This window comes from Radiobacillus sp. PE A8.2 (assembly GCF_045635475.1).
Taxonomy (GTDB): Bacteria; Bacillota; Bacilli; order Bacillales; family Amphibacillaceae; genus JBJGXI01.
Genome location: NZ_JBJGXI010000017.1, coordinates 20159 through 44463, shown reverse-complemented (window position 1 = coordinate 44463; position 24305 = coordinate 20159). Strand labels below are relative to the sequence as shown.

Genomic DNA, 24305 nt, shown 5'->3' with positions numbered 1-24305 from the left:
CAAGATTAAAGAAATAATTAGTATTTTACTTTAAAATAAATTAGGAGACGTTTACTGTAATTTTAAATAGGCAATATGGGAGAGATATACTTCTAATTAGGTTAGACAGGTTAACTGTTATTCTCATTCCAAACATACTCAATGGACAGGGGGCTGGAGAACAATGATACTACGATTCGGTTATGTCTCAACGGCACTTAATCTCTGGGAGGCCTCACCTTCCAAGACGTTAACATTTACGAACTGGAAGAAGCAAAGTTAAGAGGCTAGACAGGAAAAATTGAATTATGCAACAGAAAAAAATTTAAGAAATACAATTCGAATGCTTCATTATAATATTGCACATGGCATTGATGTTTACCGAATGTCATCTTCGCTTGTACCACTAGCCACACATCCGGAGGTGAAATGGGATTATCTAACACCATTTGGCGATCTATTCAAAGAAATTGGCACATTGGTAAAAGCGCATCATTTGCGAGTTAGTTTTCATCCAAATCAATTCACATTATTTACAAGTCCACAGGAACACGTTACAGACAATGCGATTATCGATATGGATTATCATTATACAATGCTCGAAGCAATGGGACTACATAAAAAAGCTACCATTAATATTCATGTTGGTGGTGCTTACGGTAATAAACCAGAGGGAATTGAAAGATTTAACAATAATTTTGTGAAGCTTGACGAGACGATACGAAAGCAAACAACGCTTGAGAATGATGACAAAACCTACACAGCAGAAGAAACGTTGCAAATTTGTGAGCAGCACGATGTACCATTTGTGTTTGATTTTCATCATCACTGGGCAAATCCAGGGGAAGGAGCATGGGAAGGATTGTTACCAAGGGTTTTTGCAACTTGGGAACGAACGGGAATACAGCCTAAATTCCATCTTTCCTCTCCTAAATCAGAGAAGTTGATAAGAGCCCATGCCGACTATGTTGATTTGAATTTTGCTATGGATTTTATAAAAGTATTAAAAGAATTTGGCAAATCAGCAGATATTATGATTGAAGCAAAAGCGAAAGATAGAGCAGCTTTAAAGATTGTTGAAGAATTAGCAAAAGTAAGGACGTATAAGCGAATTAACGGTGGTGCAATAGAAGTATAGAATTATGGACAACGCCCTGTCTTTGACAGAGGCGTTTGTTATCGGCTAAAAAAATCCCGTCATTTCTTTCCTGCCGGGCGTAATACCAGTAGCATGAAACTGACTGAATCTAATAAAAACAAAGGTATTGACAAAAATAGGTTACAGTCGTAAACTATAGCTATTGAGTTACACTTGTAACCTGTGAGGAGGTAACACGTTATGGGGAAACTAGTATCTAAAATAACTGATTCAGAAGTAGAAGTTATGCGGGTATTATGGAATGCTAATCGGGCACTGCCGATGGCTGATATAAGAAAGACGCTGGAAGGAACGAGTGAGTGGGAGACGTCTACAATCAAGACGTTACTTCGTAGACTTTGTACAAAAGGTGTTGTGGAAGCTAGAAAAAAAGAAGTCTATTATTATGTACCTATAGTCAGCGAAAAAGAATATAACGATTATTCTACACAAAGCCTAATTGATCGTGTCTACGCTGGCAGTGCGAAAAGTCTTGTCGCGTCGTTATTAGGTAGCAAGAAACTTGGAAACGAAGATATCGAAGAGCTGCGCGATATGTTTAAAGTAGGTGAAGATGACAATGAGTGATTTTTTTATCCTAGTTCTATCTCTTTCAATATCAGGAAGTATTCTTGCTTTGTTTCTTTTTCTAATTAAGCCACTAATCAAGCACAAGCTTTCAAAAACACTTCAATATTACATATGGCTGATTGTCTTATTTAGATTGTTATTTCCTTTTGCTTTTGAGAATAGTATGATGGATAACTTGTTTTCAGATGAAAATCCTAAAGACAACAATAATACAGTCGCTGTTCAGCCGATTACCGATGTCGAAACAACTAGTAATTCAGCTTTCGTTCCAACCGTTGAGCAAAATGTTGCCAATGGTATATATAATTTCGATACAGATCATGATCGCTATTTCCTTGATTTATTTAATCAGTATGCTGCATATGTCTGGATTATAGGTGTAATAATTGCGCTTTCTATTAATTTGATTGGTTATATAAGGTTTTTACGTTATTTAAAACCAGGTTATTTAGATGCAACAAAGCAGGAGCATTATATTTTAACTAGTTTAATTAAAAAAAGAAGGCGGGTACGTCTAGTGCGTAACCGGTATGTTAGCACACCGATGCTGATTGGAATAGTCTGGCCAACGATTATTATTCCAGATACAGATTTCACAGAGCAGCAAACTAAAAACATTTTACTACATGAGCTCTCTCATATGAAACGTTTAGATATTGGTGTGAAATGGCTAACGATGGTCGTAACATCACTTCACTGGTTTAATCCATTCATGTATTTCATCAAAAAAGAAATCAATCGTGCTTGTGAATTGGCATGTGATGAGGCGGTGATTAAACACTTAACTCCAGCTGAAAAGCAAGCATATGGAGACACATTGATTTCTGTTGTAGCCGAGCATAAATATCCAGTTGGCGTCTTACAAGCAACAATGTCAGAAGAGAAAAAAACCCTAAAAGAAAGATTACTTTCGATTATGAAACACAAGCAAAAATCGAAACTAATTTTCGGTGTATCAATAATTCTTGTTGGGATTTTTATAACGGGTGGATTGTTTGTCGGAGCAGGAAGTGGGTTGGGTGAAAATTCGATTCCCGATCTTCATATACTAACAGAAGAAGGCGACAATCAGATTGTTGAAAGTGGCACATGGAACGCTTCTTTAGCTAAAGGGGAGCTTCCAGTTATGTTAGATAGTGTTATCTCACAAAGGGCTGGTCAACAATTTATCCTAAGTACACAAAGACGCAAGCTCGAGAAACAATATGATCTTACAATAGAAGATATCCATGTGTATAAGACGAAAGATGACGCCCACCTTTCATCCATTAAAACTAATGACTTAGTTGAAGTTGCAGTGACGCAACCTTCTAAGATCAATGAAGATTTGTATATGCAGGCACCGACAGAGCCTGGTGAATATATATATGGTTTAACACTAGAGGTGGAGAATTTCGGTATCGTTACCTATGGGTTTATTGTAAGGGTAGATATGCTAACCTATGATTTAGACGAGATAGCCAAGCATCAAACACCGTATATAGGAAATGCGAGCAAGGTATCTGCTCTTGCTGGTGCAATTCCTGTTGCGGACAACAATTTTATGCAACATTTTATTTCAATGGATACAGATGCAAAGCCATACCGTCTAACTGTTTACTATGAACCAGTCTCAGATACAGGTTACAAAGGAGAATGGCCAATTGCTGAATTAGACTCTGAATTGGAAGCAAAATCATCAACGAACGCATTCGTGTTATTTACGATGATCGATAACCTTGATGAAGTGACCTTCGCATACCGAATCACCCCATCAAGTGGAGAGTTAGACAAGTCTGCTTATGACACGTTATTTACTTTTGCAAGGGTGGATATGGAGAAAACATACGGAAGCCTCGATATATTTCGGGATGATTTAGATGCATTACAGCAGTTTTTAACAGGAAATTAAATAGTATGAAAAAGCATCCCGCTTGGGATGCTTTTTCTATGAATGTGATTACTATAAGTGAACAACAAAGCGAGGTATGTTGCTAGCCATTCAAATGGCAATAACAAAAGTAACTCGCTAGGAAGAAATGATTACTCTAACAAATTTGATCTTAATAGATTAATAGCTTCATCGGATAGTCCTAGTACTTCTTTTGAATACATCTCAACACTACCATAATTGGCTTCAATACCGTCTAAAAAGGAATCAATATATTCAGCACGAGCCTCAAACAAAGCATCAAGTACAGATTTGTCAATATTAGGAAGATCATTATACCCGATTTTCTCGAAATTAGTATTCATTTGCGTTAATGTTTCATTGGTGTATAAGTAGTCTTCTACAATTATTTCCCGGGAAACACCTAGAATACTTAGTGTCAATGCAGCTACAGCACCTGTTCTATCTTTTCCAGCCATACAATGAAATAATAATGGCGTATGTGTCTCCGTTAATAGCACCTTAAATACTTGTTGAAAGGCATTTTTAAAGGAAACCATATTTTGATTTAGATGAAGTAATAGTTCTCCTGGTTTCGTATTTCTAAGTACATCAGCGAATGACGTTTGTTCGCCAACCTGTCCTAACATTTGCTCATCTGAAAGAATTGGTGTGTGATGCCATGTAGCTCCATCAAGGATAGGGTCCGGGAATTTATCGATTTCATCCACTCCGCGCAAATCACAAATCTTTTTAATACCTAGTTGATTAACAACCTTTAGATCGTCTTCAGTTAATAGACTCAAATTACCAGAACGAAAAAGAATCCCCCTTTTTACACGACGACCATCTTTTGTCTCATAGCCACCTAAATCCCTAAAATTAAAACTACCATTTAGTTTTATCTCCCGTAACGTACTCTGCATAGCTCTTACCTCGATTCTCTATAGTTATCTATAAAACTTTTGAAGTTTATTATACTATAGATGTCGATCATGAGTCAGGACACTATATTTCGACTAGACATTGATGTTTGATCCAAAATGAATATGCTAGTTTTCGCTGTCAAATGTAGTAAGGTTGTCCTTTAAAAAGGGCCCCTTGTTTTATCGTAGAATATTAAAATCTTTTATCTCTAAATTGCTTGCAAATTTTTCAAATAATAGTGACTATAGATAGCCAAGACGTTATACCGTCACAAGTTAAAGTTAGAAAGGATTTTCGTCTAACAGAACGAGAAATCGTTCCAATTACGATCCTAATGTTTGGACCAGCGCTGCTTCACGTCCCTTCATGGGTTTTTTTCTAGAGCGTTCAAGCAGACCTCGTTTGTGTAATTTTGTTTATCCTATCTTTCTTCATATTTAGTGCAACATTGAAAATTTTCCGAATCTTAATGTATTGGAATTGATTAAGGACTCGTACCCATTTCTAATGTGAATTAAGACAATCGGTCAGCGTTTGGTCTGGCCCCGTTTTACTTGTTCACTTACTCTTATAACAAGTAGTATCCATTTGTATCTGCATTTAATTTCCAAAGCACCATTGTATTAATAGTGTCTACAAAAGTATTTTGAAAATGATGGATGTATCAATTTAATAAATTACGCTAGTGAATACTCTAATCGAAATACCATTTCTAAAATAAAAAATATGGTATGATTTAGTCATAGTTAAAAATTAATTTAATAATACTGATTCTTAACTATAGAACCCGTATATAGTCGGATTAAACCGTTTCTGAACTATATATGGAAGCAGATAACTGTATAAGCTTTTTCAGGTAATAATATGTTTCTTAACAAAGGGGAGATAAAAGTGTCAAACTCTATTAAATTCGATCTACATACACATCATGAACGATGTGGTCATGCAATTGGTACAATTGAGGATTATGTCAAGCAAGCGATTGATTATGGAATGGGATATATTGGAATATCTGATCATTCTCCATATTTTTATAGTGAAGAAGAACAGTTATACCCTGGAATTGCAATGGGGAAGAGTGAATTCGCGAATTACATAAATGAAGTACTAAGATTAAAGCAAAAGTATCAAGATAAGATTCATGTGTTATTGGGTGTTGAAAGTGATTTTTTCCCGGATCATATCAATCTTTACGGTGAAATATATGCGAATCATGCTTTTGATTATATTATCGGATCTGTTCACTATGTAGATGATGTCAATATTTTTAAAAAGGGTCGTTGGGATAACTTAACATCGAGGCAGCGAGTCCAATTGAAAGAAAATTATTATGCCTTGATTGAGGAATCTGCGAAAAGCGGCTTGTTTCAAATACTCGGTCACATCGACGCGATGAAAGGGTTTTATCCGGCATTTTCTCAAATTGAAACAAATGTTATTGATCATACGTTACAAATTATTGGCCAATCAGATGTAGCGATTGAAATAAACACATCCGGAAAAACAAAGGATTGTGGTGGCTGGTATCCAGCAGATGACATATTAGAGCGAGCGCTTTTTCATAACGTGAAAGTAACATTCGGATCTGATGCCCATACACCTGAGCGGATTGGTGAGGATTTTGATGCAGTCAGACATCGCTTGAAAGAAATTGGCTATAAGGAATGGGCATATTTCGTGCAAAAAGAAAGGTATATGACAGGTCTTTAGTTTGAGGAATGTGCCAAACTAACTACGTTAGCCAATTTCATAATACTCATTTTCAGCTATCTGCATCCACATTTAGTTGGATTAAACTGTCTCCGAAAAATGTACGGATGCAGATAGCTGTATAAGGTAATTATGAAATTGACTCACTTAATTAAGTTGTTTTGCATGTTTGAAAATTTATCCAAAAAAGTTGTTGTAATATTTAATAAATTGGATTACACTTAGTTACAGATAAATGGATCGAAGAAAAACACAATTTAATAGTTTATTCTTATCAAGAGAGATGGAGGGATTTGGCCCTGTGAAGTCTCAGCAACCAGTCGTTAAGACATGGTGCTAAGTCCAAAAGGTTTTAGCTTACAGATAAGAAGAATGTTTGATATTTTAAAGACCTTCTTCTTGTGAGAGGGTCTTTTTAAATTTGAAATAACGCCAAAAAATTAAAATGAAAAAGGGAGAGATTTTATGTCAATTACATTAACAAAAGCACCATTTAGAGCTGACCATGTTGGGAGTTTGCTTCGCCCGGATAGCATTCACGAAGCGAGAAAACAATTTGCTGAAGGCATAATTTCAGCAACACAATTACATGATATTGAAACAAAAGAAATAAAACGAATTGTCGATAAACAAATTGAAGTGGGATTAGAAGCAGTTACTGACGGTGAATTCAGACGAAGATTTTGGCATACGGATTTTTTAGAGCATTTAAATGGTGTGGAAGGTTATGTACCAGAACAAGGATTTCAATTTAAAGGAGAAGAAACAGAGCGTTATGATGTACGTGTAGTTGGAAAAGTCTCATTTAATCAAGATCACCCACATATTAAAGAATTTGTGGAGTTTAATGAAATAGTCGCTGGCAGAGCAGTAGCAAAGCAAACAATCCCGAGTCCGAACCAATTGTTTAATAAAGGCATTCTTGATGAATCCATCTATCCAAATATTGAAGAATATGCGAGTGATGTGATTTCAACCTACCGTGACGCTATTGAAGCATTTTATCAAGCAGGGGTTCGTTACTTGCAGTTGGATGATGTATATATTGCAGGGTTGTCTTCACCAGATATCCCATTTAATGAGGGAAAATACTCACGTGAATTTTTAATTGATTTAGCGCGAAAAGTAATTAACGGTGTGTTGGAAGGAAAGCCAGAGGACTTAGTTGTAACCACGCATTTATGCCGCGGAAACTATCGATCAAAATGGGCGTTTGCTGGCAGCTATGATTTGATTGCACCTACACTATTTGCTAAAGAAAAGGTTGATGGCTTCTTCTTGGAGTATGATGATGAACGATCTGGTAATTTTGCCCCATTAGAATACATTCCGAATGGCGGTCCGAAAGTTGTGCTTGGTGTTTTTACTTCTAAATTTGCCGAACTAGAAGATAAAGAAACGATTAAAGCACGTGTTGAGGAAGCGGCTAAATATGTTCCACTAGAGCAGTTGTGTATTAGTCCACAATGCGGGTTCGCTTCTACACATCATGGCAACCAATTAACCGAAGAGGAACAATGGCAAAAATTAAAATTGATTGTCGATGTAGCCAAAGGAATATGGTGACATTATTATAAATATTTTCTTATGAAAACGATTTTGAGAAGATACTTACTTATTTTTAGAAACCTTGATTGGCAGATGCCTTTCAAGGTTTTTGTTAGATTATTGATAAAACATCTTTATATATATAGTGATCAACCGTACGCATTTTTTCGTACAATTTACCATCATTCATAGTATAATAGAGCGAAAAGTGAGTACAAGAAATGTCTTCTCATGACTAACGGAAACCAGATTAGAAGCAGTAGGAGGAGAGGAATAATTGTTGGATAAAAAGAGTATTGATCAAGCGAAAACAGTACTAAGAAAAGCAATAAAAAATCAAGATATTGCTGGTGCAAATATGTTGGTTATTAAAGAATGTAAAGAAATCTTTTATCATGAAGATGGTATGGCTGATCGAGAAGCAGGAATTCCAATAAGGCGAGATTCTATTTTTAGATTGTATTCCATGACTAAGCCTGTAACAGCAACGGCAGTGATGATTCTGTTAGAACGAGGTGAAATTGATCTATATGAACCGGTAAGTAACTATCTTGAAGGATTTAAAAATCAGATGGTTGATGTTGGCGGACGTTTGGTTCCGGCAGAGCGTGAAGTTACGCTAAAAGATTTACTTTCAATGTCCTCAGGGTTAGTTTATGGTGGAGAAGATAGAGCTGGACTGGATACAGAGGCTGTTTTTAAGGAGATCGATTCTAAGTTATTAGGAGATTCTCCGATTGGTACAGTAGAAGCAGTGAACAAATTGGGAAAAGGTGCACTTGCATTCCAACCAGGTACTTCCTGGCGATATGGAACGTCAGCTGACGTACTTGGGGCTGTTGTTGAAGTAGTTAGTGGACAACGGTTTGGAGATTTTTTGAAAAAGGAAATATTTGAACCAATTCAAATGAAGGAAACAGCATTTTGGCTTTCTGGTGAGAAAAGAGAGCGACTTGTGAAAACGTATGCAGATGATGGTAATGGTGGGTTGAAGCTTTATACCGGAAACCATTTAGGAATCATACATCATATGGACAGAAATCCTACATTTGAATCTGGTGGCGCTGGACTAGTTTCTACAATAGATGATTATGCAAGATTTACGAAGATGCTAATGAATCAAGGAAGTTTGGGCGGCGTGCAGATTTTACGTCCTAAAACCGTTAACTATTTGACGTCAGCAACACTAAACCAAACGCAACAGAAGAACTTTGACCTTTGGGGTACACTTGCTGGGCATAGCTATGGTAATTTAATGCGTGTTATGGCGGATACGACTAAAGCTGGAGATCTCGGAAGTCCTGGAGAGTATGGTTGGGACGGTTGGCTTGGTGCCTATTTTTGTAATTGTCCGAATGAAGATGTTACACTTCTATTTATGATGCAGAAAAAAGATGCAGGAACAACCACGCTAACGAGAAAATTGCGTAATATTATATTAAGCTCGTGCTACTAGCATGAATATCAAACGGAGGTTACTATGAAAGCCCTACATATATTGTTAGTCCTATCATTTATTTTGTTAATCGGCGCCGCAGGTTGTGGCATTGGAACGGAATCTGAATCAGATACCGACCAAAATCAACAAGCTGCTGAACCGAAAGAAAAGGCTGAGTACCCGACAGTAGAAGAAAATCCAATTGTTACGATTACAATGGAAAATGGTAGTCAAATCAAGATAGAATTGTATCCTGATGTTGCGCCAAACACGGTAGCGAATTTTATTTCACTAGTTGAAAAAGAGTACTACAATGGGGTGATATTTCATCGTGTGATTCCAGGATTCATGATCCAAGGTGGCGATCCACAAGGAACAGGTGGTGGCGGACCAGGGTACACGATTCCAGGAGAATTTTCTTCCAATGGATTTACGAATGAATTGATTCATGAACGTGGTGTTATTTCGATGGCGCGCTCTCAGGATCCAAATTCAGCGGGATCACAATTTTTTATCATGGTAGCAGATTCCCCTCACCTTGATGGAGATTATGCTGCCTTTGGAAAAGTAATCGAAGGAATTGATGTCGTAGACGAAATTGTAGCAAGTGAGCGAAATAACGCAGACAAACCAAAAGACGACCAAGTAATGCAGACGGTAGAAGTAGATACGAAAGGCGTCGACTATCCTGAGCCGGAGAAAGTGGAATAAACAGGACAGGCTACTGTTACACAGTAGTTTATAGGTGTTTATTGACTTTTACTTCTACAGAGTAGAAAATGGAGCGAATATACGAGCTTCATCCTAGAAAAGCAGAAGCCTCATCAAAGGGGGACTTCTGCTTTTTACCTATATCGCGAATAAATAGATAGGAGGCTATATATGTTCTGGAAACGTAAAAAAGCTAAAGATATAAATATCGATGCAGAAAAATTAAATGAAACAAAACAAGAAGCAAATAGAAAAGCCAAGGAGTATTTGCAGGATAAAGAGAAGCTCGAAAATTTAATAAAGGATGCCGAAGTAAAGGCTGAAAGTAAAGACGCCAAGAAGGGCTTTGTAAAGGAAGTTTGGGAGAATTTATTAGCGATGGTCGATCTTGTCAGAGCTTATGTAAAAGGTGATTACCGCAATATTCCCTATAAATCACTAGTAATGATCGTAGGGACTATTATCTATTTCGTAATGCCCGTAGATGCGATACCAGATTTTCTTGCTGGGTTAGGCTTCACGGACGATGCGGCAGTTCTTGCTTTTACGATGAGACAAGTGAAAAGTGATATTGACAAATTCACAGAATGGAAAAAGGAACAGAATTAAAAAGTATTGGATAAAAGTTGATTTGTCTAATTCAGAATTAGACGGTTGAAAATGAATCTAGATAGTAGAAGACAAAACATGATTATCAGCATAAAAATAGGGAATATAAAATAATGGATAATTACTTACTTCATTATTTATAAAGATCGTCTAATTATTCAGAAGGGGTTGAAACAATGAAAATTCTTGTTGTTGGAGCAAATGGACAAATAGGAAAACATCTTGTTGGCTTGATTCAAGATAGTGAAAATCATACGGCTCGAGCGATGATTCGCAAACAAGAGCAAGCGTCTTATTTTGAACAATTAGGTGCCGAGACAGCAGTTGTGGACTTAGAAGAAGGAATTGAAGATATTGCTAAAGCTGCGGATGGCGTGAATGCAATTGTATTTACTGCTGGCTCTGGCCCGCACACTGGAAAAGATAAGACTATTCTAATCGACCTAGATGGTGCAGTGAAAACAATTGAGGCCGCTAAACTCGCTAAAGTAAAACGATTTATTATGGTAAGTTCTTTTGATACGAGCCGTGAAGCAATACAAGCTGCACCTTCTGCCTTCGCACCTTATGTAGCTGCGAAGCACTATGCAGATGAATGGTTAAAAGCGACTGATTTAGATTATACAATTATTCATCCGGGAGCCCTTACGAACGAAGATGGCACAGGACAAGTGGAAGTCGCTACCGAAGTAGAACGTGGAGAGGTCCCGCGTGAAGATGTCGCAGCTGTTATTTTTGGTAGTCTAGATAATAACACAACAATTGGTAAGGAATTTCAAGTAGTATCTGGAACCTCTCCGCTCAATGAGGCAGTTAAATCAATATAAATTACTTGCGTTAGCACCGAAAGAAGTGGTGCTGACGTTATTTTTATGAAGCATTGACAGATTTAAGCGTATATTTGATAACCAATTAAGGACAGACAAACGCACCTTTCTTATGCTATAATGTATATAATACTTTTTGAGAGGGTGATGGGTGGACGATGTTAAACTAATCTTATTTTCAGGAATATTTGAAATTGCATATTTCAAATCTAACGAAATAGGATTAGTCTGCCCTTTTTTCCATACGTGTATTGTCGAGCTATCAACGTAAATAGCTTATTTGATATTGTAGTGGTACGGCTAATCCTTCCAAATTATTGGGAGGATTTTTTATTCTCCCTTAAAGAGAGGGAAGATTGGATGAAAGAATTATTTAAATTAAACAACATTAGTTATGAAATCAATAATACAAATATTTTTGAAAAAATAAATGCTAGTGTGCAGCAAGGGGATATTATTGGAGTAATTGGTAAAAATGGTGCAGGTAAGTCTACCTTGTTGCAACTGATTAGCAATGACCTCATACCTACGAGCGGACATTTTCAATGGTTGCAGGATAATTTAAAAGTAGTAAGGCTTGAACAAGAAATGGAAGCTTATTCTCCCGGTGAAGTAACTTCTTCAGAAGCCACACTTCTGAAAAAATGGAAGGTGCCAAGTCATGACTTTTCTCGCTTGAGTGGCGGAGAAAAGTTGAAAGCTAGATTGGCACATGGCTTTGCAAAATTTGCACATTTGCTATTATTAGACGAACCAACCAATCATCTTGATACGGAAAGTACACAGCTTCTTATGGATCAAATGAAACTATATAACGGAACAATTATATTAGTTTCTCACGATCGCTATTTCCTAGATGCGGTTGCGACTAAGATATGGTCGATTGAAGATAAAAACCTAATCGAACACAGTGGGAATTATACGAGTTATATGAAAAACCGTGAATTGAAAAGACTAACCCAACAACGCGAGTATGAAAAGCAACAGAAGAAGGTTGAAGAAATCGAAGGGCAAATGAAAGAGCTTACCTCTTGGTCACAAAAAGCGCATGCCCAGTCAACAAAACAAGATGGCTATAAGGAGCATTATCGTGTCAAAGCAAAACGCATGGATGCTCAAGTTAAATCAAAACAGAAGCGTCTTGAAAAAGAGCTTGAAAAAGCAAAAACAGAACCTTTAGATGCCGAGTACACGGTTCAATTTTCAATGAATGCAAGTAATAAGGTTGGAAAACGTTTCTTGGAAGTGAAGAACGTTTCAAAAGCTTTTGAAGGTAAATTGTTGTTTAATAATGTCAACTTTACAATCCAACATGGAGAGAAAGTAAGTCTTATTGGTCCTAATGGTAGTGGGAAAACGACATTATTGAAAATTCTTGTTAGACTAGATCAAGCCCAAGGAGATGTGTGGATGTCACCATCTGCTAACGTTGGCTATTTAACACAAGAAGTATTTGATCTCCCACTTGAAAAGACGCCAGAGCAGCTTTTTTATAAAGAAACCTTCGAAGCAAGAGGGAAGGTTCAAAATTTAATGAAACATTTAGGTTTTACTGCGTCACAGTGGACAGAGCCGATTGGCAACATGAGCATGGGTGAGCGTGTGAAGTGCAAACTAATGGCCTATATCCTTGAAGAGAAGGATGTACTGATTCTGGATGAACCGACAAACCATTTGGATTTGCCTTCACGTGAGCAACTTGAGCATACACTGGCAAATTATAAGGGTACGCTTCTTGTAGTATCGCATGACCGCTATTTTCTGGAAAAAACAACAACGAGCAAGCTCGTCATATCGAATAATAGCATCAAAAAGCAATGGCAGGGGCAAACACAAAAAACAGATGACCAAAGTGAATTACGCTTGAAACTTGAAACAGAAAGGCAAGAGGTGTTAGGTAAACTCAGTTTTATGACACATGGCGAACAGGCTTACACGGAGCTTGATGAGAAGTTTAAGGAGCTGTCGAAAAAAATTAATGAACTTTTGTGATGCATTAAAAAGGAAGACCGGACCTTATATTGAAAAGAGCTGCGTAATTTAACGCAGCTCTTTCCCTTTTATTCAGTAAATTCCTTATCAATCGTTACTAACGCCGCTCCAATAACTTGGTGCATATCATAGTATTTGTAAGTAGCTAGCCTGCCACCGAATATAACTTTTGTCTCATTATCAGCTAAATCTTTATATTTCTTATAAACGCCGTTATTCTTTTCATCATTAATTGGATAATAAGGCTCGTCCCCAGGCTTCCATTCCATTGGGTATTCTTCAGTAATAACGGTTGAATCCTGTGTACCGAATTCAAAATGCTTATGCTCAATGACCCGTGTGTAAGGTGTTTCCTTATCGGTGTAATTGACAACAGCATTTCCTTGGAAGTTATCTGTATCCTTTATTACCTTTGTTTCAAACTGTAAGCTACGGTATTCCAACACGCCGTATTGATAATCGTAATATTGATCAATCATGCCAGTGAATACTACTTTTTTTGCTAAGCTTTCTAACGCTTCTCTTTCTTTGAAAAAATCAACGTTGAGCCGGACATCTGTTCCTTCTAGCATTTTTTCAATAATCACATTGTACCCACCAACTGGGATACCTTGGTATCTGTCATTAAAATAATTATTGTCATATGTAAAGCGAACAGGTAGACGTTTAATAATGAAGGAAGGTAATTCTTTTGCCGATCTTCCCCATTGCTTTTCCGTATAGCCTTTAATTAATTTCTCATAAATATCTGTTCCAACAAGAGAAATCGCCTGTTCTTCTAAGTTGGAAGGTTGGTTAATCCCAGACGCCTGTTTTTGTTCTTCTATTTTCTGTTTTGCTTCAGCTGGAGTTGTTACCCCCCACAACTTATTAAATGTATTCATATTGAAGGGGAGGTTGTATAGTTCCCCTTTATAATTTGCAATAGGAGAATTCGTATATCTGTTGAATTCAGCAAAGTTGTTCACATAATCCCATATTTTCTTGTTATTGGTGTGAAAAATGTGCGCGCCGTATTTATGAACATTAATTCCTTCAATTTCTTCCGTATATATGTTACCACCAATGTGATCTCTTTTATCGATGACGAGACATTTTTTACCTCTCTTTTTAGCTTCATATGCAAATACAGAACCGAATAACCCGGCGCCAACGATTAAATAATCATACATGAATAAAACCCCCTATTTAGAATGAATATGACATTGTTACTTAAAAGCTGTTATTAAAAGATTCTTGTTATTGTATAAAATCCCTAAACTCCGACGTAACGCTCGTGATTTCGGCTCCAAGCAGTCGCTTTCCGATGGCACGGCTCAAAAGCAAAAGTTTTCTTTGGGATGAGTAATCGTAGTCCCTAAGAACGCTTCTGAGTGGATATTCAGCCCGTGTTGTTCCCGCTGAAGTCGACTGCCTGGATCTCCAATCACCTGACGGAAAGAGCAATCCCGTTTGTAGCGAAGTGGACTTCCGGAGCGGGTACAAACACCCTTCCAGGTTCGTCTTATTTTATTTCAATTATGAAATTGAAAAAGCAACAAACTCTACGATAAGACCCTTGTTCAAAAATATAAATAAAATCAATTTAATAAGGTAAGAAAGCATATAAATTTGTACAATTGTCTAGCTTCGAGTGCCAGAAACTACGCGACTTCAAGAATCACCCTACGATAAGTCATCATCGATTCGCTCCAGTCGCTACGTTTCTAAGCGGGCGCTCTGCGCTTTTCTCATTACCTTATCCATCCTTCTATACCAACATATAGTTTGGAACTAATTTATTCCAGCAATATGTTTAGTGTAACAAGATTATAAGTATTCGGTACCAAAATTGGTTATTGCAATTCTAATAAGTTAAGTCACTCAAGTTCTTAATGTACCATATCCCTCAATGTCGAGAAAAGAAAAATTACGTCGAATGTTTATTAAATATGCTATACTTACATTAATATTTTATGAATTAATAAGGAATGAAGGAACTTGCATACAGAAGCATTAGAATATTTCATAAAGGTTTATGAGAAAAAAAGTATAACTGCAGCTGCAAAGGATTTATTTATTACACCTCAGGGGATAAGCAAGACAATAAAGCAATTAGAGCTGGAATTAGAGACAGAGTTGTTCTACAGAGGTTCACGTGGTATGGAAGCAACCGAATCTGGTGAGTTGCTACATGCAAGAGCAAGGCATATCTTATATCTTATGGAAGATATTAAAAAAGAAATAAGTATTCTAAGCGGACAAAATGGTATGTTAAATGTTGTCGTAACGTATTCTACAACCTTAGTATACCCTGTCGATAAGCTATATAGTTTTTCTGCGCTCCATCCAGATATTCAAATCAAAATAACAGAACTTCCAGATGAATATTCAGTTGACAAAGAGTTTGAAGAAGAGATTGACGCAGCCTTAATTATGGGGGATGGAGAAGTAGCGGACTATGAATTCGACCTGATTAAACACGGTGAGGCAGTAATAGTGGTTTCAAATAGTCATCCGCTTGCAGTAAATGATGAAATTTCATTGGTAGAACTGGAAAATGAATCCATGGTCCTGAAGTCGGTTGAAAAGGGCAGAGAGCATAGTTTGATGGTTAAATGCTTAGAACTTGGATTTACCCCTAACATTATTCATGAATTTGGTAGTATATTAACGGCGCATAGACTATGTGAAGTAAGTGGATATGTAGCTGTATCTGTAGATTTTGTTGAAGAGGCAATTAATAATGATCATTTAAAGATAATAAGATTGAAGGAAAAAATACCGCAAAATATATATTTAATAACGAGAAGAAGAGGTGTTCAGACAAAAGTCGTTTCGTTGTTTCAAAGTTTTGTAAAGGATTTTATTAAAGAAAATAATTGACAAATTAATGAGCATCACACTAAAAAGCCGTTGATAACGGCTTTTTTATTGTGTATTCAACCAAAAGTTTACCCCCCTAACTCTTGGTTGATAGTAATTTTTTTAGTGATGGGTTAATCTTAATTTTGCAATCATGAAAGCATATACAAAAAACATGATGCAGCAATGAAAGCGGTATATAACCAAGAAACAGGAGGGCAGGTTAATTAGTTGGTAAGCAGTCATAACCTATTTTATTTAATTTATTAGGAGGAAAAAATATGAGTAAGAAGAAGATGAGTAAGAAAAAGTTCCGTATCATGTGGGGCTCCATACTAGGAACTTTATTAGTAATTGCAATCGCAGCAAACGTTGCATTAAATTACTATTCAGATGTTATTACAGCGTATTTTTCAGAAATAGACATTACGAGTGACGAAGCAAAAGAAGCTCGTGCTGAATCAACAATAGTAGCTGAGAATATTGCAGATGAAGGTATTGTTCTTTTGCAAAACGAAGAAAACGCTTTACCTTTCGCTGATGGAACAAAAGTAAACGTATTCGGTTGGAGTTTTACTAATCCAATTTACGGTGGTACCGGATCTGGTGAATCTGATGCGTCAGCTGCAACGTCACCTAAACAAGGACTGGAAGCTTCTGGTATAGAGGTGAACGAGGAACTATACAACGCTTATGTTGAAACAGGACTTACAAGACCAATAGTTGGAATGAACGGTCAAGATTGGACAATTCCTGAACCGGCACCAGAAGAATTCTACACGGACGAAAGAATGCAACAAGCAAAAGAATACTCTGACACAGCAGTGATCTTTATTGCTCGTTCTGGTGGAGAAGGTGCAGACCTTCCAAGAAGCCTAGAAGGTCCAGATACCTTTAATGGTGAAGGCGGAACATTTGGTGCTAGTGGAAACCGTTACGGTTTTGAAGATGACATGGATTTAAATAAACACTATTTAGAATTAAGTAACAGAGAACAAGGTATGATCGACGCTGTTACAGAAAACTTTGAAAATGTAGTAGTTGTTGTGAACAGTGCAAACACATTTGAACTTGATTGGGTTAAAGATTATGATCAAATTAAGAGTGTAGTAAATATCGCAGGGCCAGGTCTTAAAGGTTTTGCTTCACTTGGTAAAGTTTTATCTGGAGAGGTGAATCCTTCCGGTAGAACAGTAGATTTATTCGCTACAGATTTACTTGATCAACCATCAATGACAAACTTTGGTGATTTCAGCTACGTACTTGAAAACGAAGATGGTAGTTACTCTGAAGCATTTGATCAAGGTAACGTGCGTTTAACTTATGTAGACTACACAGAAGGTATCTACATTGGCTACAAATATTATGAAACCGCAGCTTCAGAAGGTGCAATTAACTATGAAGAGAAAGTTGTTTATCCATTCGGTTATGGTTTAAGTTATACAACTTTTGAACAAGAAGTTGTTGAAGACAGTCTTGTTTGGAACGATACAGAAATTTCTGTAGATGTAAATGTAACGAACACTGGATCTGTTTCTGGTAAAGAAGTAGTACAACTTTACTACAGTGCACCATACACAGGAAGCATTGAAAAATCTTCTATTGATCTAGCGGCGTTTGAAAAAACAGATGTAATTGAACCAGGTCAATCAGAAACAGTTACACTTACTTTCAACGTAGAAGATATGGCTTCTTATGATTATGCAGGTGTGTTTAGTGATAATGGTTCATATGTGCTTGAAGCAGGTGAATATACAATTTCACTAATGAAAAACTCTCATGAAAAGATTGCAGATATAGCAACAAAAGAACTTTCTGAAATAATTTATAACGAAGAGGGACGATCTTCGGATTTACAAGTAGCAGTAAACCAATTTGATGAACAAGTAACAGGTGAAGGAAGTATCGATACGTATCTTTCAAGAGCAAATGGTTTTGAAAATATCGATGTTATTGACAACAACGAAACATTTACTGTAACTACTGCTGAAGGTGATACAAAAGAAGTAGAAGGTAGACTAGTTGAACAATCATTTGTCGATTTTCTTAACAGTAAACGTTACGATGTGCCAGCAGACACACATGAAGATGCACCAACTACAGGTGCTGACAACGGTCTAACACTTGATGAATTTAAGGGTGTTGACGTTAACGATGAAAGCTGGAACGAATTACTTGACCAGCTAACAGTGAATGACATGGTGAATTTGGTAACTCATGGTGGTTATAAAACTGCTGAGGTCGTTTCAGTAGGTAAACCAGCTACAATTGATTTAGATGGACCAGCTGCAATTAGTGCATTTATCTCTTCATCGAATGTTTCTGGTATTTCATTCCCGTCAGAGGTAATGATTGGATCTACTTGGAACCTCGAACTTGCAGAGCAAATGGGTGCTGCAATTGGCAAGGAAGCAGCTGCGTATAACACAACTGGTTGGTATGCTCCTGCAATGAACATTCACCGCTCAGCATTTGCTGGACGTAACTTCGAGTATTATTCTGAAGATGGCGTTCATTCTGGTTTAATGGCAGCGGCTGTAACAAAAGCGTTCGAAGACCAAGGTGGATATGTTTATATTAAACACTATGCATTAAATGACCAAGAAACAAACCGTACATTAGGTGTTCTAACTTGGAGTAACGAACAAGCAATTCGTGAAGTTTACTTGAAACCATTTGAAATCGCAGTTAAAGCTGGTGGCGCAAGTGGTGTAATGTCTGCCTTCAACAGTGTAGGTAATACATGGGCTGGTGCAAGTTCTGCACTTCTTGTAGAAACACTACGTAATGAGTGGGGCTTTACAGGAATGGTTAATACAGATTTCTATATGATTAACGCTTATCCTTACATGAGTGTGGAACTAGCTGTACGTGCAGGAAACGACTTACTTCTTACTGGTGCAGCTCCAGTTGGTGTTCCAGAAGTGAATACAGACAGCAATGACACATTATGGGCGTTAAGAGACGCGTCGAAGAACATTCTTAACACAGTTGGAAATAGTAGAGCAATGGAAAATGGTTTAAGCACAGATACACCAGCATGGGTAGTGATCACAATTATCGTAGATGCTCTTGTGGTGGTAGGTATTGCAGCTGGATTCTTCTTCACTTTCCGTAAAAGAAAACAAGAAGAGGAAGAACAAGTTACTGTATAAATTAAATAGTAGTTTTTGAAGATGATTAGACTATCAACTAAAAGTTTATAGAGTTAGCAACAAGTATCATCTAATATAAGTATATAAGCGGTACTTCATTATGAGGTACCGCTTAAAATACAAAAAGAGGTATCGGGGACATGAAATATAAAGATCTTATAAAGAAAATGACACTTGAAGAAAAAGCATCTTTGATGTCAGGTAAAGATTTCTGGCAGACGATGGACATTGAACGTTTAGGTGTAAATAGTATATTTCTAGCTGACGGGCCACACGGTATTCGAAAGCAAGCAGAAGCTGCAGACCACCTAGGATTAAATGAAAGTTTACCAGCTACTTGTTTTCCAACAGCTGCAACAGTTGCAAATAGTTGGAATACAGAGCTAGGAGAGAAGATCGGACAGTATCTCGGTGAAGAAGCTGTTGCCCAAAAGGTTAACGTTTTACTAGGACCTGGTATTAATATGAAAAGAGACCCACTATGTGGAAGGAACTTTGAATATTTCAGTGAAGATCCGCATCATGCTGGTAAAATGGCCGCTGCTTATATTCGTGGAATTCAGTCACATGGAATTTCGGCTTGTGTGAAACACTTTGCCGTAAACAATCAAGAAGAGCGTCGTATGTCAATTGACACTATTGTCGATGAAAGAACGTTACGTGAAATTTATCTAACAGCATTTGAAATTGCAGTAAAAGAAGGAAACACAAAAACGGTTATGTCTTCTTATAATATGTTGAATGGCGCCTACACAAATGAAAATATTCATTTAATGCGAGAAATTTTACGCGATGAGTGGAACTACGATGGTGTAGTTGTTACCGACTGGGGCGGAAGTAATGACCGTGTTGCAGGACTGATCGCAGGTAATGAACTAGAAATGCCAACAACTGCAGGAGAAACAAACAAAGAGATTGTTGAAGCAATAAGAAATAACAAAATTCAAGAAAAATTTTTAGATGAGGCAGTGGATCGATTACTTGACCTTGTGTTTAATACAGAAGAAGTATTTAAAAATCCACAAAAAGATTTTGATGTAAAAGAGCATCATCGTGTAGCACAGCAGGTTGCAGAAGAATCAATTGTACTGCTTAAAAATGAAGGAAATATTTTGCCGCTCAAAAAAGACAAAAAAGTTGCGGTTATCGGGGACTTTGCAAAACAAGCACGTTATCAAGGTGCTGGATCATCGATTGTTAATCCAACAATTTTAGATAATACATTAGATTGTTTAGAAGAATCAGAGCTTACTAATGTAGGTTTTGAACCTGGTTTTGAACGTTATGGAAAGAAAAGCAAGAAAAAAATAGAACAAGCATGTGCACTAGCTAAAAAAGCAGATGTAGTTCTTTTATATATTGGTTTAGATGAAGCAACAGAGGCGGAAGGGCTAGATAGACAAAATATGAAAATTCCGCAAAATCAAATTGATTTAATAGACACATTGTATGAAGTGAATCCGAATATTGTAGCGATTTTATCTTGTGGTTCTGCAGTTGAAATGCCTTGGATTGGCAAAGTAAAGGGATTATTACATGGTTATTTAAGTGGGCAAGCAGGAGCTAAAGCTATGCTTAGAGTTATGACTGGAGAAGTGAATCCATCTGGGAAGTTAGCAGAAACTTACCCAATTCGATATGAAGATACCCCTGCATATCACCAATTTCCGGGCAAGGAAGTAAGTGTAGAGTACCGAGAAGCGATGTATATTGGGTATCGTTATTACGACACAGCCAATGTTAATGTACTATTTCCATTTGGATATGGGCTAAGCTATACTACCTTCGAATATTCTGATATCGAAGTAAACAAAGATGGAGTGACCTTTACTATCAAGAATAATGGAAGTGTTGCTGGTATGGAGACTGCGCAGCTTTATGTTGGAAGTAAATCGGAGGACATTTTCCGACCTAATAAAGAGTTAAAAGGATTTGTAAAAGTATTCTTGCAACCAGGTGAGTCAAAATCAGTTACAATCTCATTTGATGAAAGAACTTTCCGTTATTTCAATGTAAAAACAAATAAGTGGGAAGTTGAAACAGCAGATTATAACATTATGATCGGTACATCAAGTGCGGATATTCGTTTGGAAGCTTCCATATTTGTAGAAGGAACAGGTGCAGTACTGCCATATGATCAAGATAAACTTGTATCCTATTATGCTGGTAAACCGAACAAAGTAGGTAAAGAAGAGTTTGAAAACCTACTTGGAAGAAAAGTTCCTGTTTCCACGTGGGACCGTACAAAACGACTAGGATACAACGATACGATTGCACAATGTCAGTATGCAAAGGGTGCATTTGCAAGATTTGCATTTAAATTAATAAAATTCTCCCATTGGTTCTTGAGAAAAATAGGTAAAAGAGAAACTGCTAACCTTATCATGATGTCTGTCTATCATATGCCGTTCAGAGGTATGTCAAGAATGACTGGTGGCGTTATCAATATGTCAATGTTGGACGGAATCTTGATGATCGTGAATGGGCAATTCTTTAAAGGTATTAAACACTTCTTAAAAGAAAGAAAAAAGATGTTAAAAGTCGCAAAAGACATTAATTAACACTAGTAATAGCGACGAAGGAGATGTAAAATGATTAATGACAATGTAAAAAATAAAAAAGACATTTCTGGACCAATGAGCTTTTGGAAAAGATACAAGGAAAAGCATCCTAACATTGCACAGTTTCTAGTATTCTTTTTATTGAGCAATGGAATGACAGTACTACAACTTGTTTTAATGCCTGTATTTAAAAGTATTTTCGCACAAACATCATTAGTATCAACTAGTTTTCAAATATTACAGTTCGGAACCAACTTAGACGGTACGCCTTACTATGTATTTGATTATGCAGCTGGTGCACTTTCAGTTGGTGGTGGCGGTGGACTTGCTTATTTTCTTGCTGTACAAATAACAATTGCGATCGCACAAATTATTAACTTCTTTGCACAAAGAAGTATTACATTTAAATCAAATAGCAATATTTGGACTGCCGCATTTTGGTACCTAATTGCTTATATTATAATTACAATTGGAGCAGCTGCTGCTCAAGGATTTTATAAAGCTCCGATCTATAACCTGTTCATGAACACATGGGAAATGGGTGCCGTAGGGGAAACGACAGCAGATGTTATTACGATGATTATTAACAGTGCGATTGCATTCTGGGTATTCTTCCCAATATTTAAAATAATTTTCAAACAAAAGCCTGAAGAGCAGGCAAAGTAAAGGTTGTGTGAGTATGAAGTTATTATCAGTAGTTATACCTTGTTATAATTCACAAGATTATATGAGATATTGCATTGAATCCCTATTGCCCGGGGGAGAAGACGTAGAGTTACTGATAGTGAATGATGGCTCTGTCGACCAAACAGCTAGTATTGCTACTGAGTATGCAAAAAAATATCCGACTATCGTAAAAGCGATACATCAGGAAAATGGTGGGCACGGAGAAGCTGTAAATGCAGGTATCCGACATGCATCCGGATTGTATTTTAAGGTAGTGGATAGTGACGACTGGGTAGATATTCGAGCCTATATGAAAATATTAGAGACGCTAAGGGGTTTTGTGACTGAAGGAAAATCAGTTGATCTAATTATCAGTAATTTTGTTTATGAAAAAGAAGGCGCGAAATATAAAAAAATAATGAAATATGATAATGCTCTTCCAGAAGGTACGATATTCACCTGGGATGACATGAAGCCTTTTCGTAAAGGACAATATATATTAATGCATTCTGTCATATACAAAACACAGCTATTAAGAGATTGCGATTTAGTACTGCCAAAACATACCTTTTATGTAGACAATCTATATGTATATACACCACTTGTACATGTGAATACGATATATTATGTAAATGTAGATTTATACAGGTACTTTATTGGCAGGGAAGATCAGTCCGTTCAAGAAAGTATTATGATTAGACGTATTGATCAACAAATTAAAGTGAATAAACTTATGATTGAGCAGGTTGAGCTAGAAAATATTAATAATCTAATGCTTCGCGACTATATGCTAAGACACTTGGAAATTGTAACAGTAGTATCAGCAATTTTATTAATACGTTCTGGAACAGAAGAGAATCTTAAGAAGAAAAAAGAGTTATGGAAATACATTAAAAATAGAGATGAACAGTTGTATCATAATCTTAAATATGGGATTATGGGGCAATTAATAAATCTACCAGGAAAAGCTGGACGAAGTATTTCAGTGGGGGCATACAAAATATCACAAAGATTAGTAGGATTTAATTAATACAGTCGATTTTTGAATGCCTACTGCCGTCATTATAGTTTCTTTGTTAACATGTATTGCATGTTGAAAAAATTTGTAATAAGAAAACCAATGAGAACATCTTATAAGATGTTCTCATTGGTCTATAGAGAAGTGGTAAAAGTTAAGTATTACAAAGTGGAGGGGACTATAAAGATGAAGATTGCATTAATTGCACATGATAAAAAGAAACAGGATCTAATCAATTTTTGTGTAGCATATCAGCCGGTATTATCCAAACACCAATTATTTGCAACTGGGACAACAGGTCAACGAATTATGGATGCAACAGGTTTGTCAATTTACCGGTTTCAATCAGGTCCGCTTGGTGGAGACCAACAAATTGGTGCATTAATTGCTAATAATGAAATGGATTCTGTTATTTTCTTTAGAGATCCACTAACAGCGCAACCACATGAACCAGATATTATAGCTTTACTTCGTCTATGTGATGTTTACCAGATTCCTTTAGCTACAAATATGGGGACTGCTGAAATTTTGATTCAGGGGCTTAAAAATGGTGATCTGCATTGGCGTGACATCATTCATAGTAAACTTGAGGATACTGTTGAATAATCACTGAAACAATATAAAATTGATGATTTATTTATACGAAAAAGCAGGAACCTAGTGGTTTTCCTGTTTTTTTAGATTTTACTATTTTTTATCCTTCAGCCTATATTCAACAAAA

At 36.7% G+C, this 24305-nt stretch carries 17 protein-coding genes, 1 pseudogene and 1 riboswitch; of the genes and pseudogenes, 16 read left to right on the top strand and 2 right to left on the bottom strand.

Annotation, left to right across the window (positions count from 1 at the left end; genetic code table 11):
* The first annotated feature begins 163 nt into the window (after positions 1–163).
* From uvsE to ACI6MV_RS10820, 3 genes and pseudogenes are all read left to right on the top strand, one after another.
* Positions 164–1117 (top strand): annotated as a pseudogene (gene uvsE / locus ACI6MV_RS10830) (UV DNA damage repair endonuclease UvsE).
* A gap of 201 nt (positions 1118–1318) precedes the next feature.
* Positions 1319–1705 (top strand): BlaI/MecI/CopY family transcriptional regulator, encoded by a 387-nt coding sequence (locus tag ACI6MV_RS10825; protein ID WP_407270310.1) that lies wholly within the window; start codon positions 1319–1321, stop codon positions 1703–1705.
* Entirely contained in the window at positions 1698–3599 is a 1902-nt protein-coding gene (locus tag ACI6MV_RS10820) for a M56 family metallopeptidase (RefSeq protein ID WP_407270309.1), read from the top strand. Before ACI6MV_RS10825 ends, ACI6MV_RS10820 begins: the two co-directional genes overlap by 8 nt.
* Positions 3600–3730: 131 nt before the next feature.
* Here the strand turns inward: ACI6MV_RS10820 and ACI6MV_RS10815 are convergent, their stop codons facing one another.
* A complete protein-coding gene (locus tag ACI6MV_RS10815; RefSeq protein WP_407270308.1) occupies positions 3731–4504 on the bottom strand; it encodes a tyrosine-protein phosphatase in 774 nt (257 codons plus the stop codon).
* 904 nt (positions 4505–5408) lie between these two features.
* Between ACI6MV_RS10815 and ACI6MV_RS10810 the strand changes: the two genes are divergently transcribed.
* From ACI6MV_RS10810 to abc-f, 7 genes are all read left to right on the top strand, one after another.
* Positions 5409–6215, top strand: coding sequence for a histidinol-phosphatase (locus tag ACI6MV_RS10810; protein WP_407270353.1), 807 nt, complete (start codon positions 5409–5411; stop codon positions 6213–6215).
* A 268-nt stretch (positions 6216–6483) separates the two neighbouring features.
* Positions 6484–6585, top strand: a riboswitch (SAM riboswitch).
* A 95-nt stretch (positions 6586–6680) separates the two neighbouring features.
* Positions 6681–7781 (top strand): 5-methyltetrahydropteroyltriglutamate--homocysteine S-methyltransferase, encoded by a 1101-nt coding sequence (locus ACI6MV_RS10805; protein ID WP_407270307.1) that lies wholly within the window; start codon positions 6681–6683, stop codon positions 7779–7781.
* Positions 7782–8040: 259 nt separating this feature from the next.
* Positions 8041–9219, top strand: coding sequence for a serine hydrolase domain-containing protein (locus tag ACI6MV_RS10800; RefSeq protein ID WP_407270306.1), 1179 nt, complete (start codon positions 8041–8043; stop codon positions 9217–9219).
* Between the two features lie 24 nt (positions 9220–9243).
* Positions 9244–9912: a peptidylprolyl isomerase gene (locus ACI6MV_RS10795; protein ID WP_407270305.1), complete on the top strand. Its 669-nt coding sequence runs from the start codon at positions 9244–9246 to the stop codon at positions 9910–9912.
* A 171-nt stretch (positions 9913–10083) separates the two neighbouring features.
* The gene (locus ACI6MV_RS10790; RefSeq protein ID WP_407270304.1) at positions 10084–10521 is read left to right on the top strand and encodes a YkvA family protein; all 438 of its coding nucleotides are present in this window, start codon (positions 10084–10086) and stop codon (positions 10519–10521) included.
* Between the two features lie 176 nt (positions 10522–10697).
* Positions 10698–11348, top strand: a complete 651-nt coding sequence (locus tag ACI6MV_RS10785; protein WP_407270303.1) for an SDR family oxidoreductase — start codon at positions 10698–10700, stop codon at positions 11346–11348.
* 360 nt (positions 11349–11708) lie between these two features.
* On the top strand, positions 11709–13340 hold the full coding sequence (gene abc-f / locus ACI6MV_RS10780) for a ribosomal protection-like ABC-F family protein (protein ID WP_407270302.1): 1632 nt from the start codon (positions 11709–11711) through the stop codon (positions 13338–13340).
* 68 nt (positions 13341–13408) lie between these two features.
* Here abc-f and glf read toward each other — a convergent pair whose 3' ends face one another.
* The gene (glf, locus tag ACI6MV_RS10775) at positions 13409–14512 is read right to left on the bottom strand and encodes a UDP-galactopyranose mutase (RefSeq protein ID WP_407270301.1); all 1104 of its coding nucleotides are present in this window, start codon (positions 14510–14512) and stop codon (positions 13409–13411) included.
* An 808-nt stretch (positions 14513–15320) separates the two neighbouring features.
* Here glf and ACI6MV_RS10770 point away from each other — a divergent pair.
* From ACI6MV_RS10770 to mgsA, 6 genes are all read left to right on the top strand, one after another.
* Entirely contained in the window at positions 15321–16205 is an 885-nt protein-coding gene (locus ACI6MV_RS10770) for a LysR family transcriptional regulator (protein ID WP_407270300.1), read from the top strand.
* Between the two features lie 260 nt (positions 16206–16465).
* Positions 16466–19339: a glycoside hydrolase family 3 N-terminal domain-containing protein gene (locus tag ACI6MV_RS10765; RefSeq protein ID WP_407270299.1), complete on the top strand. Its 2874-nt coding sequence runs from the start codon at positions 16466–16468 to the stop codon at positions 19337–19339.
* 140 nt (positions 19340–19479) lie between these two features.
* On the top strand, positions 19480–21900 hold the full coding sequence (locus ACI6MV_RS10760; protein ID WP_407270298.1) for a beta-glucosidase: 2421 nt from the start codon (positions 19480–19482) through the stop codon (positions 21898–21900).
* Positions 21901–21930: 30 nt separating this feature from the next.
* Entirely contained in the window at positions 21931–22566 is a 636-nt protein-coding gene (locus tag ACI6MV_RS10755) for a hypothetical protein (protein WP_407270297.1), read from the top strand.
* A 13-nt stretch (positions 22567–22579) separates the two neighbouring features.
* On the top strand, positions 22580–23596 hold the full coding sequence (locus tag ACI6MV_RS10750; RefSeq protein WP_407270296.1) for a glycosyltransferase family 2 protein: 1017 nt from the start codon (positions 22580–22582) through the stop codon (positions 23594–23596).
* 174 nt (positions 23597–23770) lie between these two features.
* On the top strand, positions 23771–24190 hold the full coding sequence (gene mgsA / locus ACI6MV_RS10745; protein WP_407270295.1) for a methylglyoxal synthase: 420 nt from the start codon (positions 23771–23773) through the stop codon (positions 24188–24190).
* The last annotated feature ends 115 nt before the right edge of the window (positions 24191–24305 follow it).